The 13,284-nt window shown below is 64.6% G+C and carries 11 protein-coding genes; 8 read left to right on the forward strand and 3 right to left on the reverse strand.

Features of this window, described 5'->3' with window-relative positions; translation table 11 throughout:
* The 4 genes from Q7O19_RS02235 to Q7O19_RS02250 form a co-directional block, all read left to right on the forward strand.
* Positions 1 to 924 (forward strand): aminotransferase class I/II-fold pyridoxal phosphate-dependent enzyme (locus Q7O19_RS02235; protein WP_303808391.1); only part of this gene is annotated, 924 nt, incomplete at its 5' end.
* Between the two features lie 84 nt (positions 925 to 1,008).
* The gene (locus Q7O19_RS02240; RefSeq protein WP_303808392.1) at positions 1,009 to 2,226 is read left to right on the forward strand and encodes an LptF/LptG family permease; all 1,218 of its coding nucleotides are present in this window, start codon (positions 1,009 to 1,011) and stop codon (positions 2,224 to 2,226) included.
* A 9-nt stretch (positions 2,227 to 2,235) separates the two neighbouring features.
* Positions 2,236 to 3,336: an LPS export ABC transporter permease LptG gene (gene lptG, locus Q7O19_RS02245; protein ID WP_303808393.1), complete on the forward strand. Its 1,101-nt coding sequence runs from the start codon at positions 2,236 to 2,238 to the stop codon at positions 3,334 to 3,336.
* Positions 3,337 to 3,396: 60 nt separating this feature from the next.
* Positions 3,397 to 4,551 (forward strand): N-acetyltransferase, encoded by a 1,155-nt coding sequence (locus Q7O19_RS02250; RefSeq protein WP_303808394.1) that lies wholly within the window; start codon positions 3,397 to 3,399, stop codon positions 4,549 to 4,551.
* A 50-nt stretch (positions 4,552 to 4,601) separates the two neighbouring features.
* On the opposite strand, the gene Q7O19_RS02255 is transcribed toward Q7O19_RS02250, so the two are convergent.
* The 3 genes from Q7O19_RS02255 to hflK form a co-directional block, all read right to left on the reverse strand.
* Positions 4,602 to 6,170 carry a Do family serine endopeptidase gene (locus Q7O19_RS02255; RefSeq protein ID WP_303808395.1) on the reverse strand — a complete coding sequence of 523 codons (1,569 nt, stop codon included), beginning with the start codon at positions 6,168 to 6,170 and terminating at the stop codon, positions 4,602 to 4,604.
* Between the two features lie 89 nt (positions 6,171 to 6,259).
* On the reverse strand, positions 6,260 to 7,108 hold the full coding sequence (hflC, locus tag Q7O19_RS02260) for a protease modulator HflC (RefSeq protein ID WP_303808396.1): 849 nt from the start codon (positions 7,106 to 7,108) through the stop codon (positions 6,260 to 6,262).
* A 14-nt stretch (positions 7,109 to 7,122) separates the two neighbouring features.
* Positions 7,123 to 8,235 carry an FtsH protease activity modulator HflK gene (hflK, locus tag Q7O19_RS02265; RefSeq protein WP_303808397.1) on the reverse strand — a complete coding sequence of 371 codons (1,113 nt, stop codon included), beginning with the start codon at positions 8,233 to 8,235 and terminating at the stop codon, positions 7,123 to 7,125.
* A gap of 133 nt (positions 8,236 to 8,368) precedes the next feature.
* Between hflK and Q7O19_RS02270 the strand changes: the two genes are divergently transcribed.
* From Q7O19_RS02270 to Q7O19_RS02285, 4 genes are all read left to right on the forward strand, one after another.
* Positions 8,369 to 9,391: an Mrp/NBP35 family ATP-binding protein gene (locus Q7O19_RS02270; protein WP_303808398.1), complete on the forward strand. Its 1,023-nt coding sequence runs from the start codon at positions 8,369 to 8,371 to the stop codon at positions 9,389 to 9,391.
* 4 nt (positions 9,392 to 9,395) lie between these two features.
* Positions 9,396 to 9,821, forward strand: a complete 426-nt coding sequence (locus tag Q7O19_RS02275; RefSeq protein ID WP_303808399.1) for a CoA-binding protein — start codon at positions 9,396 to 9,398, stop codon at positions 9,819 to 9,821.
* A 204-nt stretch (positions 9,822 to 10,025) separates the two neighbouring features.
* Entirely contained in the window at positions 10,026 to 11,303 is a 1,278-nt protein-coding gene (locus Q7O19_RS02280; RefSeq protein WP_303808400.1) for an amidohydrolase family protein, read from the forward strand.
* Between the two features lie 51 nt (positions 11,304 to 11,354).
* Positions 11,355 to 13,181 (forward strand): DUF885 family protein, encoded by a 1,827-nt coding sequence (locus Q7O19_RS02285; protein ID WP_303808401.1) that lies wholly within the window; start codon positions 11,355 to 11,357, stop codon positions 13,179 to 13,181.
* Positions 13,182 to 13,284: the final 103 nt, after the last annotated feature.

Here is a 13,284-nt window from a genome sequence, read left to right on the forward strand (position 1 = left end):
GCCCTGAAAGACTTCTATGGCATGTCCCACGCCATGGTGTTCTCCACTGGTTACCAGGCCAATCTCGGCATGGTTTCCACGCTGGCCGGCAAGGGCGATTTCATCATCCTCGATGCCGACAGCCACGCCAGCATCTATGATGGCTGCAAGATGTCCAACGCCGATATCGTGCGCTTCCGCCACAATGATGTCGCCGATCTGGAAAAGCGCCTGAAGCGCCTACCGCCCGAAGCCGGCAAGCTGGTGGTGCTGGAAGGCGTCTATTCAATGCTGGGCGATGTTGCGCCGCTGCCGGAACTGGTGGCGGTGGCCAAGGCGCACGGTGCCATGGTGCTGGTCGATGAAGCCCACGGCATGGGCTTCTTCGGCGAGCATGGCCGCGGCGTCTATGAAGAACAGGGCGTGGCGGACGATGTCGATTTCGTCGTCGGCACCTTCTCCAAGTCCGTCGGCACGGTGGGCGGCTTCTGCGTCTCCAACCACCCCAAGTTCGAGATACTGCGCCTGGTCTGCCGGCCCTACACCTTCACCGCCTCGCTGCCACCGGCGGTGATCGCCTGTTCCACCACCAGCATCCGCAAGCTGATGACCGCGCACGACAAGCGCGCCCGGCTGTGGGAAGCGACACGGCGCCTGCACGGTGGGTTGAAAGCGCGCGGTTTCCGCCTGGCCACCGATACGCCGGAAAGCGCCATCGTTTCGGTGCTGATGCCAGATCAGGAAACCACCGCGCTGATGTGGTCCACCCTTATCGAGCTGGGCGTCTATGTGAACATGAGCCGGCCGCCTGCCACGCCGGCTGGCGTGTTCCTGCTGCGCTGCTCCATCTGCGCGCTGCACAGCGATGAGCAGATCGACATCGTGCTCGCCAAGTTCGAACATGCCGCGCAAATGGCCCAACTGGCCCTGCACGAACACGCCTGATTTGTTCATGACGGGGCCATCCCGGGCGGCTATAGGATAGCCGCCCGGTCGCCGTCGCGCCCGGAGAAGGACTTTGCCTGCGGCGTGACCAAGCGCATCGATCGCTATCTGTTCGGCCTGATCATCGTGCCCTTGTTCGGCACGCTGGTGGTGGCCGCCATGCTGCTGGTGCTTGATCGCATGCTGCGCCTGTTCGATTTCGTCATCAACGAAGGCGGGCCGGTCAGTGTGGTTTGGCGCATGTTGGGCAATCTGCTGCCGGAATATTTGTCGCTGGGCATCCCGATCGGCGTGATGCTGGGCATCTTGCTCGCTTTCCGCCGGCTCGCCATGTCGTCGGAACTCGATACGCTGCTGGCCGTGGGCGTGTCGTACAAGCGGCTGCTGCGCGTGCCGTTCGTGTTTGCCACGGTGTTTGCCGTGGTCAATTTCGGCATCGTCGGCTGGCTGCAACCCGTCACCCGCTATGCCTATGAAAATCTGCGCTTCGAGCTTCGCTCCGGCGCGCTCGGCGCTTCGATCAAGGTGGGCGAATTCGCCAATCTCGGTGGCGGACTGACGTTGCGCGTGGAGGAATCGCGCAACCAGGGCGCCGATCTGCGCGGCCTGTTCGTGCGCGCCGCTGGCAAGGATGGCCAGATCGTTGCCGCCACCGCCGCGCGCGGCACCTTCCTCGCCACCGACGATCCCGAATATATCCTGCTGCGCCTGCGCGATGGCACGCTGGTGCACAGTCCCAAACCCGGTGCCACCCCGCGCGTGCTCGCCTTTGCCCAGCATGATCTGCCGATCCGGCTGCCGGAAATGGCCACCTTCCGCAAACGCGGCGAAGGCAATCTGGAAGCCACCCTGCCGGAACTGTTGCACACCATGGTCACCGCCACCGACGCAACCGAGCAGCGCAGCGCCTCGGCCAGTTTCAACCGCCGCATCGTGCAGTGCGTGATCATGTTCCTGCTGCCGTTCCTGGCGTTGCCGATGGCGGTGCCACCAAAACGCTCGACCTCGGCATTGGGCGTGTTCCTCTCCACCATCGCGCTCGTCACCTTCCACAAGTTCACCGAATATGGCGAACGCATGGGCACGCTGGGCCGAATTGATCCTGTGCTGGCGCAATGGGTGCCCTTTGCGCTGTTCCTCGGCGTGGCGCTGTGGCTGTTCCGCGTGCTGGAACGGCCGGGCGGCCAGCCGATCGGCGCGCTCGATCACTGGTTCGGCAAGATCACCGGCTTCCTCTCCGGCCTGGCCGGCAAACTGGTGCGGCGCCAGAACTGGGCCGACGACGTGTTGTCGGCCGGGTAAACGCGCACCGTGAAGCTCCTCTCCATCCTGTTCCCGTCGCGCACCATCGCCTGGTACACGGCGCGCATGTTCCTGGTGCGGGTCGCGGCCTTCATCATCGGGCTGACCGTGATCCTGCAGTCGCTCGATCTCTTGTCGGAATCGGGCAAGGTGCTGGCAGCGGCCGGCAACACAGAATCCGATCTGTGGGTCTATGTTTCGCTGCGCGCACCGCAGATCGTGCAGCTGTTCCTGCCGTTCTCGGTTCTACTGGCAACCCTGGTGACGCTGGCCACGCTCAACCAGAACAGCGAGGTGGCGATCTTCAAGGGCGCCGGGCTGAGCGCGCACCATATTCTCGCCCCGCTGATGGTGGCGGCGCTGGGCGTGGCCGCGGCCAATTTCCTGTGGAACGAACGCATCGGCACCAGTGCCAGTGCAACGCTGAAGGCCTGGCAGGAACAGGAATACCGGAAATCCCCCACGGCCGCACCCAAGAGCACGCAAAGCTGGGTGCGCGGCGGCGATGATCTGTTCCACGCCGATGCCGTGGCCGGGCGCGGCGACGGCACGCGCCTCACCGGCGTCACCATCTATGACCGGCGCGACAATGGCCTGGTGCAGGTGGTGATGGCGGCCAGCGCCACGCCAATCGGTGGCGGCTGGCGATTGCGCGACGTGCGTCTGTTCGATGTGGCCAGCGGCGGGCTGGAATCGCGGGCGAGTCTGGATTTTGCGACCGTGGTGGTGCCGCGCCAGTTCAACACCAGCAGCATCAATCCCAACTTCATCGCGCTGTGGGATTTGTGGCCGCAGATCGGCGAACAGCGCGCCGCCGGCAAGCCCACCGACGTGCTGGAAGCCGCCGCCTGGCACAAGATTTCGGGGCCCTTGTCAGCCGTGCTGATGCCGCTGCTGGGCGCGGTCGCCGCCTTTGGGCTGGCGCGATCGGGAAAGTTGTTCGTGCGCGCCGTGATCGGCATGGCGCTGGGCTTTGCTTTCTTCGTGGCTGATAACTTCATGCTGGCGATGGGCAATTTCGGCACGGTACCGCCGCTGATGGCGGCGTGGGCACCGTTCCTGCTGTTCCTGCTGATCGGCGAGGCTGTGCTGATCCGCACCGAAGAATAGGGTCAGCATCGACCCTTCCGCCCGCAAATTTGCCTTGATTTCCCCCTATCACGGCCAGCGATGAGCAGTATCACCCTCAAGCGCGTTGAAAGCGCTGCCGACCGCAAGGCCTTTGTCGATCTGGTGTGGAAACTCTACGCCAATGATCCGCACTGGGTGCCGCCGCTGAAAGCCGAAATGCTCGGCCTGATTGGCGGCATCAAATCCAACCCCTGGTTCGGCCATGCCGAAGCCGCCTTCTGGCTGGCCCTGAAAGATGGCGGCGTGGTCGGCCGCATTTCGGCGCAGGTCGATCAACTGGTGATTGCCCCCGGCGCGCCGGGCGCTGGCCCCGGCACCGGCCATTTCGGCATGTTCGAGTGCATCGACGATCCAGCGGTGGCCGAAGCGCTGTTCGATGCGGCCGAAGACTGGCTGCGCCAAAAGGGCATGACCCGCGCCATGGGCCCGTTCAGCCTGTCGGTCTGGGATGAGCCGGGCCTGCTGGTGCAGGGCTTTGAAGGACCACCCACGGTGATGATGGGGCATCATCTGCCCTATTACGAAGGAATGGTAGCAACCCGCGGCTATCAGGGTGTGAAGGATCTGCACTGCTGGTCGCTGCCCATCGCCCAGCCCTTCCCGGAAATGGTGCAGCGCATCGTCGCCTTTTCAGAACGCAACGCCAAGCTGGTGACGCGCCCGGTGGACAAATCGAAGTTCGACCAGGAAGCCGCGCTGATCCTCGATATCCTCAACGATGCCTGGTCGGACAATTGGGGCTTCGTGCCGCTCACCCCGGCCGAAATCGCCTATGTCGGCAAGAAATTGAAGCCGATCATCTTCGAAGGCCTGGTGCGCGTGGCCGAATATGAAGGCGTGCCAGTCGGCTTCATGATCACCCTGCCCGACATCAATGAGCTGACCCGCGATCTGAACGGCAATCTCTTCCCGTTCGGCTGGGCCAAGCTGCTCTGGCGGCTGCGCGCGCCCAAGGTGAAGCGCATGCGCGTGCCGCTGATGGGGATCCGCAAATCGCTGCAAGGCCATCGCGCCGCATCGCTGATGGCGTTCCAGATGATCGAATATATCCGCCGCGTCGCCGTAACGGAATTCGGCGCCAGTGTAGGCGAACTCGGCTGGGTTCTGGAGGATAACGGCCCGATGCGCTCCGTCGCCGACGCCATCGACAGCCACGTGACGCGCACCTACCGCATCTACGAACGGGCGCTGTAACGAGAAAGGGAAGCGGTCGCCCGCTCCCCGTTCTCGTGTTGGCAAATGCCTCAGCCCTTCGGCGGGATCAGCTTCACGCCAGTATAGCGGCCCGGCGTGTTGCCGCGCTGCACCAGCATCAACACCGTATCCTTGTCGGCCTTGCGTTCGGCGTCCACGGCGTCCGCCGCCTCGGCGGGGCTGGTCACCGGCTTCTGGCCGATCTTCAGGATGACGTCACCGCGCTGCAGGCCCTTGGTGGCTGCGTCCGACGACGGGCTGATGCCGGCAATCACCACGCCCTGCACCTTTTCATCCAGCTTCAGCTGCTGGCGCAGCACCGGGGTGAGCGGCTGCAGGGTGATGCCCAGGCTGGCCTTGGCGGCTTCGATGCCGGGGGCCTTGCTGGTGTCTTCGTCAGCCGGTTCGTCGTCCGAAGGCAGCCCAGCGCGCTGGGCCACCACGGCTTCGGATGGGCGCTGCACGATGATGGCGTTCACCTTCAGGCGCTTGCCTTCGCGGATCATTTCAATCGGGATGGTGGAGCCGATCGGCGTGGTGGCAACGATGTACGAAAGACTATTGTCGAAATTCACCTCGCGACCGGCCACCGTCACGATCACGTCGCCCTGGCGCACCCCGGCCCGCGCGGCCGGGCCGTTGGGTTCGACGCTGGCAACAATCTCGCCCTTGTCCTTGGGCAGGCCCAAGCCGGCGGCGATATCGGCCGAAAGCCGCTGGATCGCGACGCCCAGATAACCGCGCTTGACCGCGCCGGTTGCCTTGAGCTGGTCGACCACCGGCTTGGCCAGTTCAGCCGGAATGGCAAAGCCCAGGCCAACGTTGCCACCGGTGGGCGAGAAGATGGCGGTGTTGATGCCAATCACGTTGCCGGCCAGATCGAACAGCGGCCCGCCGCTGTTGCCCTGGTTGATGCTGGCATCAGTCTGGATATAGCGGTCATACTGGCCCGAACCGATATCGCGATGCAGGGCCGAAATGATGCCGGCCGTCACCGTGCCGCCCAGCCCGAACGGGTTGCCGATGGCGATGGACCAATCGCCGACGCGCACCGCTTCGCTGTTGCCGAACTGCACGAACGGCAGCCCGGTCGCCTCGATCTTCAGCACAGCCAGATCGGTGAGCGGATCGCGGCCAACCACGCGCGCCTTATACTCGCGCCGGTCCGACAAAGTAACTGTGATCGATTCCACCGGCTTGTTGCGGCCTTCGCCGGCCGAAATCACGTGGTTGTTGGTGACGATATAGCCATCAGCAGCGATCACGAAGCCACTGCCCAGACTGGTCGCCTCGCGCGTCACCGGCTCACCGCCGTCCTGCTGTTCCTGGAAGCGGCGGAACAGTTCTTCCAGCGGATTGCCGCCGGGCTGGCCGGGCATGCGGCGCATGCGGCCGATTTCCACCTTCTGGGTGGTCGACACGTTGACCACGGCCGGCGCGAGCCGTGCCGTCAGATCGGCAAAGCTGCGCGGCGCGCCGCCAGGTGGGCTGATGGCCACGGCCGGTGCCACGGCGTTCTGCGCCGGCTGGGTGGCAGGCGCCTGCGCAACGGCAATGGCAGCCAGGCCAGTGGCCAGAACAGCGACGGGGACGAGCGAACGAATGATCTTTGACTTCATGTCTGTCTTTCTGGTTGCAATGCGGTTGAGCCCGTCTGGCTTCTTATGCGAACAACACGCCTAACCGTGCATGAACAAGGCCGAGCGGCTCAGCGATTGCCCTTGCGGCCTTCGAACTCGCGCAGGAATTCATTGTTCGGCCCCAGCACCACGGTGGCGGTGCCGTCTTCGAACGTGGTGCGATAGGCCTGCATGGCGCGATAGAAGGCATAGAATTCCGGAGCCTTGCCGAAACTGTCGGCATAGATGCGGGCCGCGCTGGCATCGGCTTCGGCCTGCACCAATTGCGCCTGCTTGTTGCCCTGGGCGCGGATGGTCGCAGCTTCCTGCTGCCGGGCCGATGCCATGCGCGCGTACGCTGCTTCCAGCGGCGGGCCCGACGGCAGATCGGCGCGCTTGATGCGCACGTCCACGATTTCGGCACCATATTGCTTGGCCTGGCTGTTCACGCTGGACTGGATATCATCCATCAACGCCCCGCGTTCCGGCGACAGCAGCGCGGCAAACGGCTGTTTGCCCAGTTCGTTGCGCAACTTCGATGCCAGGATTCGCTTCAGCGCGTCCGCCGCATTCTGCTCCGTCCCCACGGTTTCCACCATGCGCTGCGGGTTGACGATGCGGAACCGGGCAAAGGCATCAACCACCAGCCGCAGCTGATCGGTGGAAAGCACCGTCTGCGCATCGATATCCAGATCCATGATGCGCTTGTCGATGAAGCGCACGTCTTCGATGAAAGGCACCTTCATCGTCAGGCCGGCGCCGGTTTCGCCCAGCTTTGCCTTCGGATCATATTCGTTCACGATCCGCTCCGGCTTGCCCAGGCGCAGCACCACGGCCTGCTGGGTTTCGGGAACGGTGTAGAAACTGCTCATCGCCAGCACGACGAGGGCAAAGCCCAGGCCGGCAAGAATGGCAGGATTGCGGGTCAAGGTGGCCATCGTGATTCTTTCCGTTACCGCTGTGCCGGGGCCGGGGCCGGCTCGGCCGGCGCGATTGCCGCACGGCGTCGCACTTCAGGCAGCGGCAGATAGGGCGCCACACCGGGAGCATCCACCACGGTCTTTTCCACCTTGGCCAGCACCTTTTCCATGGTTTCCAGATACATGCGCTTGCGCGTCACTTCCGGGGCCAGGCGATACTGGGCATAAACGGCATCAAAGCCGGCGGCATCGCCCTGCGCCTTGGCGACCAGCGCCTGGGCATAGGTGCGGGCGCGGTTCAGATATTGCTGCGCGTCCTGCTGGGCCGCGGAAACATCCTTGAACGCGCCATCAATGGCGGCGGGCGGATCGGCCTGCTTGATATCCACGCCGCGCACATCAACACCGCTGCGATAGCTATCAAGCAGTTCCTGCATGCGTTCGCGCACCCGATCGGCGATCTGGGCGCGTTGCGGTCCCAGTGCATCATTCAGCGAGGCGCGGCTGATTTCGGCACGCATCGCCGATTCGGCCACTTCGCGCACGGTTTTTTCCGGATCCGAAAGCTCATACAGGAAGCTTTCCGGATTCCGGATCTTCCAGCGCACAGTGTAGGCAAGGTTGATGATATTCTGATCGCCGGTGAGCATCAGATTCTCGTTGGCGCCTTCGCTCGACGAAATGTCGATGATGTTGATCTGTTCAACCTTGCGCAGTTCCACCGCATCGATCGGCCACGGCAGCTTGAAATGCACGCCCGGGCCGGTGGTCGAAACATAGGCGCCAAAACGCTGCACCACCGCAGCTGACTGCGCATCCACCGAGTAGAAACTGGAAAACACCACCCAGGCCGCCACGATCGCCCCGCCGGCCCACACCAGCCAGCGGCCATCACCAACATCGAAACCGCCGCCGCTGCCGCCATTGCCGCCGCCAAACTGGGTTTTCAGACGTTCCTGGCTGCGCCGGATCAGATCATCGAAATCGCCGCCGCGGCTCTGCCCGGGCTTGCCCATCGGGCGGCGCGGCGGGCCTTCGCCCCATGGATTGACGGGCCGGTTTTCAGGCTTCTCGGCCGCTGGCTCTTCGCCTTCGGCACCGGGCGGGCTGTCGCCGCCACCTTCACCATTGTTCTGCCATGGCATGGACTGGATGAAACCTTATCGAAAGACGTTGAACCATCTATATACGGACGCCGAACGGGGATTGCGAGACCATGCGGCACTGCGGCAGCATTTGTCTGCGGTTATGGCCTCGACTGCAAGGAAGAACAGGCTGATGGCCGTGAAGAACGATGTGATGACCGCGCTGACCGCGGTGGCTGATCCGGCCGGCGGCGGCACCGTGGTGGAAACCGGGCGCGCCGCTGGCGTCGTGGTGAAGGACGATGGCACCGTGGGCCTGGTGCTGGCTGTGGACGGCCTCGACAAGACCACGGCCGAGCGCCTGCAGGCCACCGTTGAAGCCGCCGTGAAGCGCGTGCCCGGTGTGAGCGTCGCGCGCATCATTCTCACCGCCGACAGAGCCGCGACGCCCACGGCCGCACCGAAGGCCAGCACCGTGCCGGGAATCCGAAAGCTGGTTGCGGTGGCCAGCGGCAAGGGCGGCGTTGGCAAATCCACCGTGGCCGCCAACCTGGCCTTCGCGCTCGCCCGCGCCGGGCAAACGGTTGGCCTGCTAGATGCCGATATCTATGGCCCCTCCGTGCCCACGCTGCTCGGCATCGAAGGCCGCGCCCGGGTCGAGAACGACAAGCTGCAACCCGAAGTGCGCCATGGCATCAAGGCGCTTTCGATGGGCATGATGACCGATCCCAACAAGGCGATCGTCTGGCGCGGGCCGATGGCGTCCTCAGCGCTCGTCCAGATGGTCGAGCAATGTGATTGGGGCGCGCTCGACGTGCTGGTCATCGATCTGCCGCCCGGCACCGGCGACGTGCAGCTCACGCTCGCACAGAAGCTCAAGCCCGATGGCGCGCTGATCGTCTCCACCCCGCAGGATCTCGCCCTCATCGATGCCCGCCGCGCCGTCGCCATGTTCGGCGAAGTGAATGTGCGCGTGCTCGGCGTGGTCGAGAACATGGCCGGTTACTGCTGTCCCGCCTGCGGCCATGTCTCCGATCCGTTCGGCCATGGCGGCGCGGAAAAGGAAGCCGAAGCGATGGGCGTGCCTTTCCTCGGTCGCATCCCCCTGCAGATGGCGGTGCGCACAGCATCGGAAACCGCCCAGCCAGTGAGCGGCGAGCCGGCCGCCATCTTCGACGAGATCGCCCGCGGCGTCATCGTCACGGTCGGACTGTAAGGCCATGCCGCTCACCGCCGACGCCGATATCGCCCGCTTGCTGGAAGAGACCCGCACGCTTGCGCTCGTCGGCGCCAGCGACCGGCCGGACCGCGCCGCGTTTGAGGTGATGGGAATGCTGCTCGCCCAAGGCTACCATGTAATCCCGGTCAACCCGCAGCTCGCCGGGCAGGTGATCCACGGCCAGACCGTTGTGGCGCAGCTGGCTGACATCGCCGAACCCATCGACATGGTGGACGTGTTCCGCCGCAGCGAATTCGTTTCCGGCGTGGTGGACGAGGCCATCGCGGTGGGTGCGCGCGCTGTCTGGACGCAACTTGGCGTCATCGACCCCGTGGCCGCCGCCCGCGCTGAAGCCGCCGGGCTGGATGTGGTGATGGATCGCTTCCCAAAGATCGAGATTCGCCGTCTTGGGTTGAAAAAGAAGTAAGCGGGCCTCCGGCGGGCAGGGACTCAGTCCCTGCACCCGTTCGATTTCGGGCGGCCTTCAACCCATCACCTCTCCACTTGCACGAGAGATCGTGAGACTCGCGTGGCTTGGCCCGGGTGAAGGGCGCTCTGCCACCTGTCGCATTTGCAACTGGCCCCGCTCCCACAGCGGCGCAAACAGCCCCAAACAACAGGGGACCCAAACATGCACACCACCCTCATCGCCGCCCTCCTCCTCGCCAGCCCGGCCGCAGCCGAAACCGTCGCCAAAGATGTGATTGCAATCCGGGCCGGCCGCGTCATCACCGATGCCGCCAAGCCCGCCCTCGGCCCCAGCACGATCATCGTCACCGATGGCCGCATCACCGCCATCAACCCGGCCAGCGCGCCGATCCCGTCCGGCGCGCGGGCCATCGACCAGTCCAGTCGCACCCTCAGCCCTGGGCTGATCGATAGCCACGTTCACCTCACCGGCGATCCCGGCACGCCGTTCTGGCGCGAAGCCGTGGACAGCGCCGAACTCTCCGTCGCCTATGGCCTGAAGAACGCCCGCATAACCGCAAAGGCCGGCTTCACGACCGTGCGCGATCTGGGCAGCGCGCGGCTTTCGGGTTTCGCCGTGCGTGATGCCATCAACAGCGGCATGTTCCCCGGCCCGCGCATCCTCGCCGCCGGGGCTTCACTCTCCATCGTTGGCGGCCATGGCGACGTGTCGGGCTTTGCCCCGGTGGTGAATGACGCGCTCGACCAGGGCAACACATGCACCGGCGCGGTGGAATGCGCCGCCCGGGTGCGGGAAGCCAGCCAGCGCGGCGCCGACGTGATCAAGTTCACCGCCACCGGCGGCGTGCTCAGCCAGCAGGGCCGCGGGCTCGACCAGCATTTCACCGATGATGAGATGCGCGCCATCGTCACCACCGCCCACAGCCTGGGCCTGAAGGTCGCCGCCCACGCCCACGGCCCGCGCGGCATCGAGGCCGCCGCCCGCGCCGGAGTCGACTCGGTCGAACACGGCAGCTTCACCGACGAAGCCGGGGCCAAAGCCCTCGCCGCACACAAGGGCTGGCTCGTCCCCACTCTGCTGCCCTTCCGCGCCACCGCCGAACGGCTAGGCAGCGGCGCCTACACCCCGTTGGTGGAAGCCAAGGTGCGCGCCATCCTGGAACGCCGCGGCAAACAGATCATCGCCGCCCGCGCCGCCGGCGCCCCCATCGCCTTTGGCACCGATGCCGGCGTGTTCGAACATGGCCGCAACGGCCAGGAAGCCAGCGACATGGTGGAATTTGGCGGGATGACGGCACGTGAGGTGCTGATCAGCGCCACCACCGGCGCCGCCGAACTGCTCGGGCTCTCTGCCGAAACCGGCACGCTCGAACCCGGCAAGGCCGCCGACATCATCGCCACTGATGGCGACCCGACCGCGGATGCGAAGCAACTGGCGCAGGTGAAATGGGTGATGGCGCGCGGGAAGGTGATTGACTGATTCGCCAACCGTCTTATTGCAGCAATACGCTTGATCTTCCGGAGCCTTTCCATGCGCGCTTTTCTTCTGCTTGCCGCCAGCCTGATCGCGATTGTGCCCGCGGCCGCACAAACCACCATGGCGCCAGCCGCCGGTACCGGTACGGCACAGGCCGGCACCCAAACGCCAGCCGCCGCCCTCAGCGCGCTGTTTGCCGCCAGCGATGCCGACAGTCTGAAGCGTAATCCGCTCTATGGCCTGTTCCGCGGTGATACCAGCCGTGCCGACCAGTTGGGCGAAATGATCACCGACGCGGCTTTTGCTGCCGAAAAGCGCGCCGCGGGGTCCGAATTGAGGGCCTTGGCTGCCATCGACCGCAGCGCCCTCACTGCGGACGAGCAAGTGAGTTACGACACGTTCAAATGGCAGCGCGAAACCGATCTTGCCGGCGTGCAGCCTGACCTGCTCGCCGCCAATCTGCCGCGTCCGATCGATCACTTCTTCGGCTTCCACTCGTTTCTAGCGGAACTCCAATCCGGCGAAAGTGCAGCGCCATTCAAGTCATTGAAAGATTACGAAGATGCGTTGAAGCGCCACGACCAGTTCGCGCTGCTGCTCGATCTTTCGATCCTGCGGTTCCGCCAGGGCATGAAGACCGGCGTGGTGCAGCCCAAGCTGGTGGTGAACAACATCATCGACCAGCTGAACAACCTCACCACCGGCGGCACGGACGCTTCCATCATGATGAAGCCGGTGCAGAAATTCCCCAACGATATCAATGCTGCAGACCAGGCCCGTCTGAAAATGGCTTATACGCAGATGATCGGCCAGCGGGTCAATCCAGCGCTTATCCGCCTGCGGGATTTCCTTAAAGTCGAATATCTCCCCGTCGCCCGCGAAGCCCCCGGCCTGGTCGCCATGCCGGGTGGGCCGACGCTTTATCGCTATCTGGTCGCCGCCAACACCACGACCAACCTCATACCCGACGAGATCCACAATATTGGCCTGTCCGAAGTTGCCCGCATCCTCAAGGGGATGGACGACGTGCAGGCCCGCGTTGGCTTCAAAGGCGACCGCGCCGCCTTCTTCACCCACCTGCGCACCGATCCGCGCTTCAAGTTCGCCAGCGCCACAGCCATGGGGGATGCCTTCCGCGATACGGGCAAGCGCGTGGACGTCGTGATCGGCCAGCTGTTTGACACGCTCCCGAAATCGCCGCTGGAGATCCGCCCCGTTCCGCCGCACCGGGAAAAGACCGACGCTGGAGGCAGTTATCAGGGCGGCACGCCCGACGGTTCGCGCCCGGGCGTGTTCTACTACAACGCCTACGACCTGCCCTCACGCAGCAGTTATGGGGTTGAAACCCTCTATCTCCACGAAGCCGTGCCCGGCCACCATTTCCAGGTCAGCCTTGCGCAAGAGAATGAGAAACTCCCCGCTTTCCAGCGCTTTGGCGGCAACACCGCTTTTGCCGAAGGCTGGGGCCTCTATGCCGAAAGCCTGGGGCCGGAACTGGGCATGTTCAAGGACCCCTATCAGCTGCAGGGCCGCTATGAAGACGAGATGCTGCGCGCCCTGCGCCTGGTCGTCGATACTGGCATCCATTCAAAGGGTTGGGGCCGCGATCAATCCATCGACTATATGCTGGCCAACAGCAGCATGAGCCGCACCGACGCCACCGCCGAAGTGGAGCGCTACATCGCCATTCCCGGCCAGGCGCTGGCCTACAAGATCGGTCAGCTCACCATCAGCCGGCTGCGCGCCAAGGCGCAGGCGGCGCTGGGTCCGAAGTTCAATATCAAGGGCTTCCATGCCCAGGTGCTGATGACCGGCGCCCTGCCGATGGCGGTGCTGGAGGCCAAGATCGATCGCTGGATTGCGGCGCAGGGCGGGCGCTGAACCCGGGCTGTCCTACAGGAGCCTGATGCGGTACAAGTACCGTGACAGGCTCTTTGAAAATCAGTCACTTGCTTGGACAGAATTTCCCCAATCCCGTCCGATT

Origin of the sequence: Sandarakinorhabdus limnophila DSM 17366 (assembly GCF_945882885.1) — a bacterium.
Taxonomy (GTDB): domain Bacteria; phylum Pseudomonadota; class Alphaproteobacteria; order Sphingomonadales; family Sphingomonadaceae; genus Sandarakinorhabdus; species Sandarakinorhabdus limnophila_A.

Excerpts from the sequence above, each read along its gene's own strand:
- Q7O19_RS02250 (WP_303808394.1), top strand. The coding sequence starts at position 3,397 with ATGAGCAGTATCACCCTCAAGCGCGTTGAAAGCGCTGCCGACCGCAAG.
- Q7O19_RS02255 (WP_303808395.1), bottom strand. The coding sequence starts at position 6,170 with ATGAAGTCAAAGATCATTCGTTCGCTCGTCCCCGTCGCTGTTCTGGCC.
- hflC (WP_303808396.1), bottom strand. The coding sequence starts at position 7,108 with ATGGCCACCTTGACCCGCAATCCTGCCATTCTTGCCGGCCTGGGCTTT.
- hflK (WP_303808397.1), bottom strand. The coding sequence starts at position 8,235 with ATGCCATGGCAGAACAATGGTGAAGGTGGCGGCGACAGCCCGCCCGGT.
- Q7O19_RS02270 (WP_303808398.1), top strand. The coding sequence starts at position 8,369 with ATGGCCGTGAAGAACGATGTGATGACCGCGCTGACCGCGGTGGCTGAT.
- Q7O19_RS02275 (WP_303808399.1), top strand. The coding sequence starts at position 9,396 with ATGCCGCTCACCGCCGACGCCGATATCGCCCGCTTGCTGGAAGAGACC.
- Q7O19_RS02280 (WP_303808400.1), top strand. The coding sequence starts at position 10,026 with ATGCACACCACCCTCATCGCCGCCCTCCTCCTCGCCAGCCCGGCCGCA.
- Q7O19_RS02285 (WP_303808401.1), top strand. The coding sequence starts at position 11,355 with ATGCGCGCTTTTCTTCTGCTTGCCGCCAGCCTGATCGCGATTGTGCCC.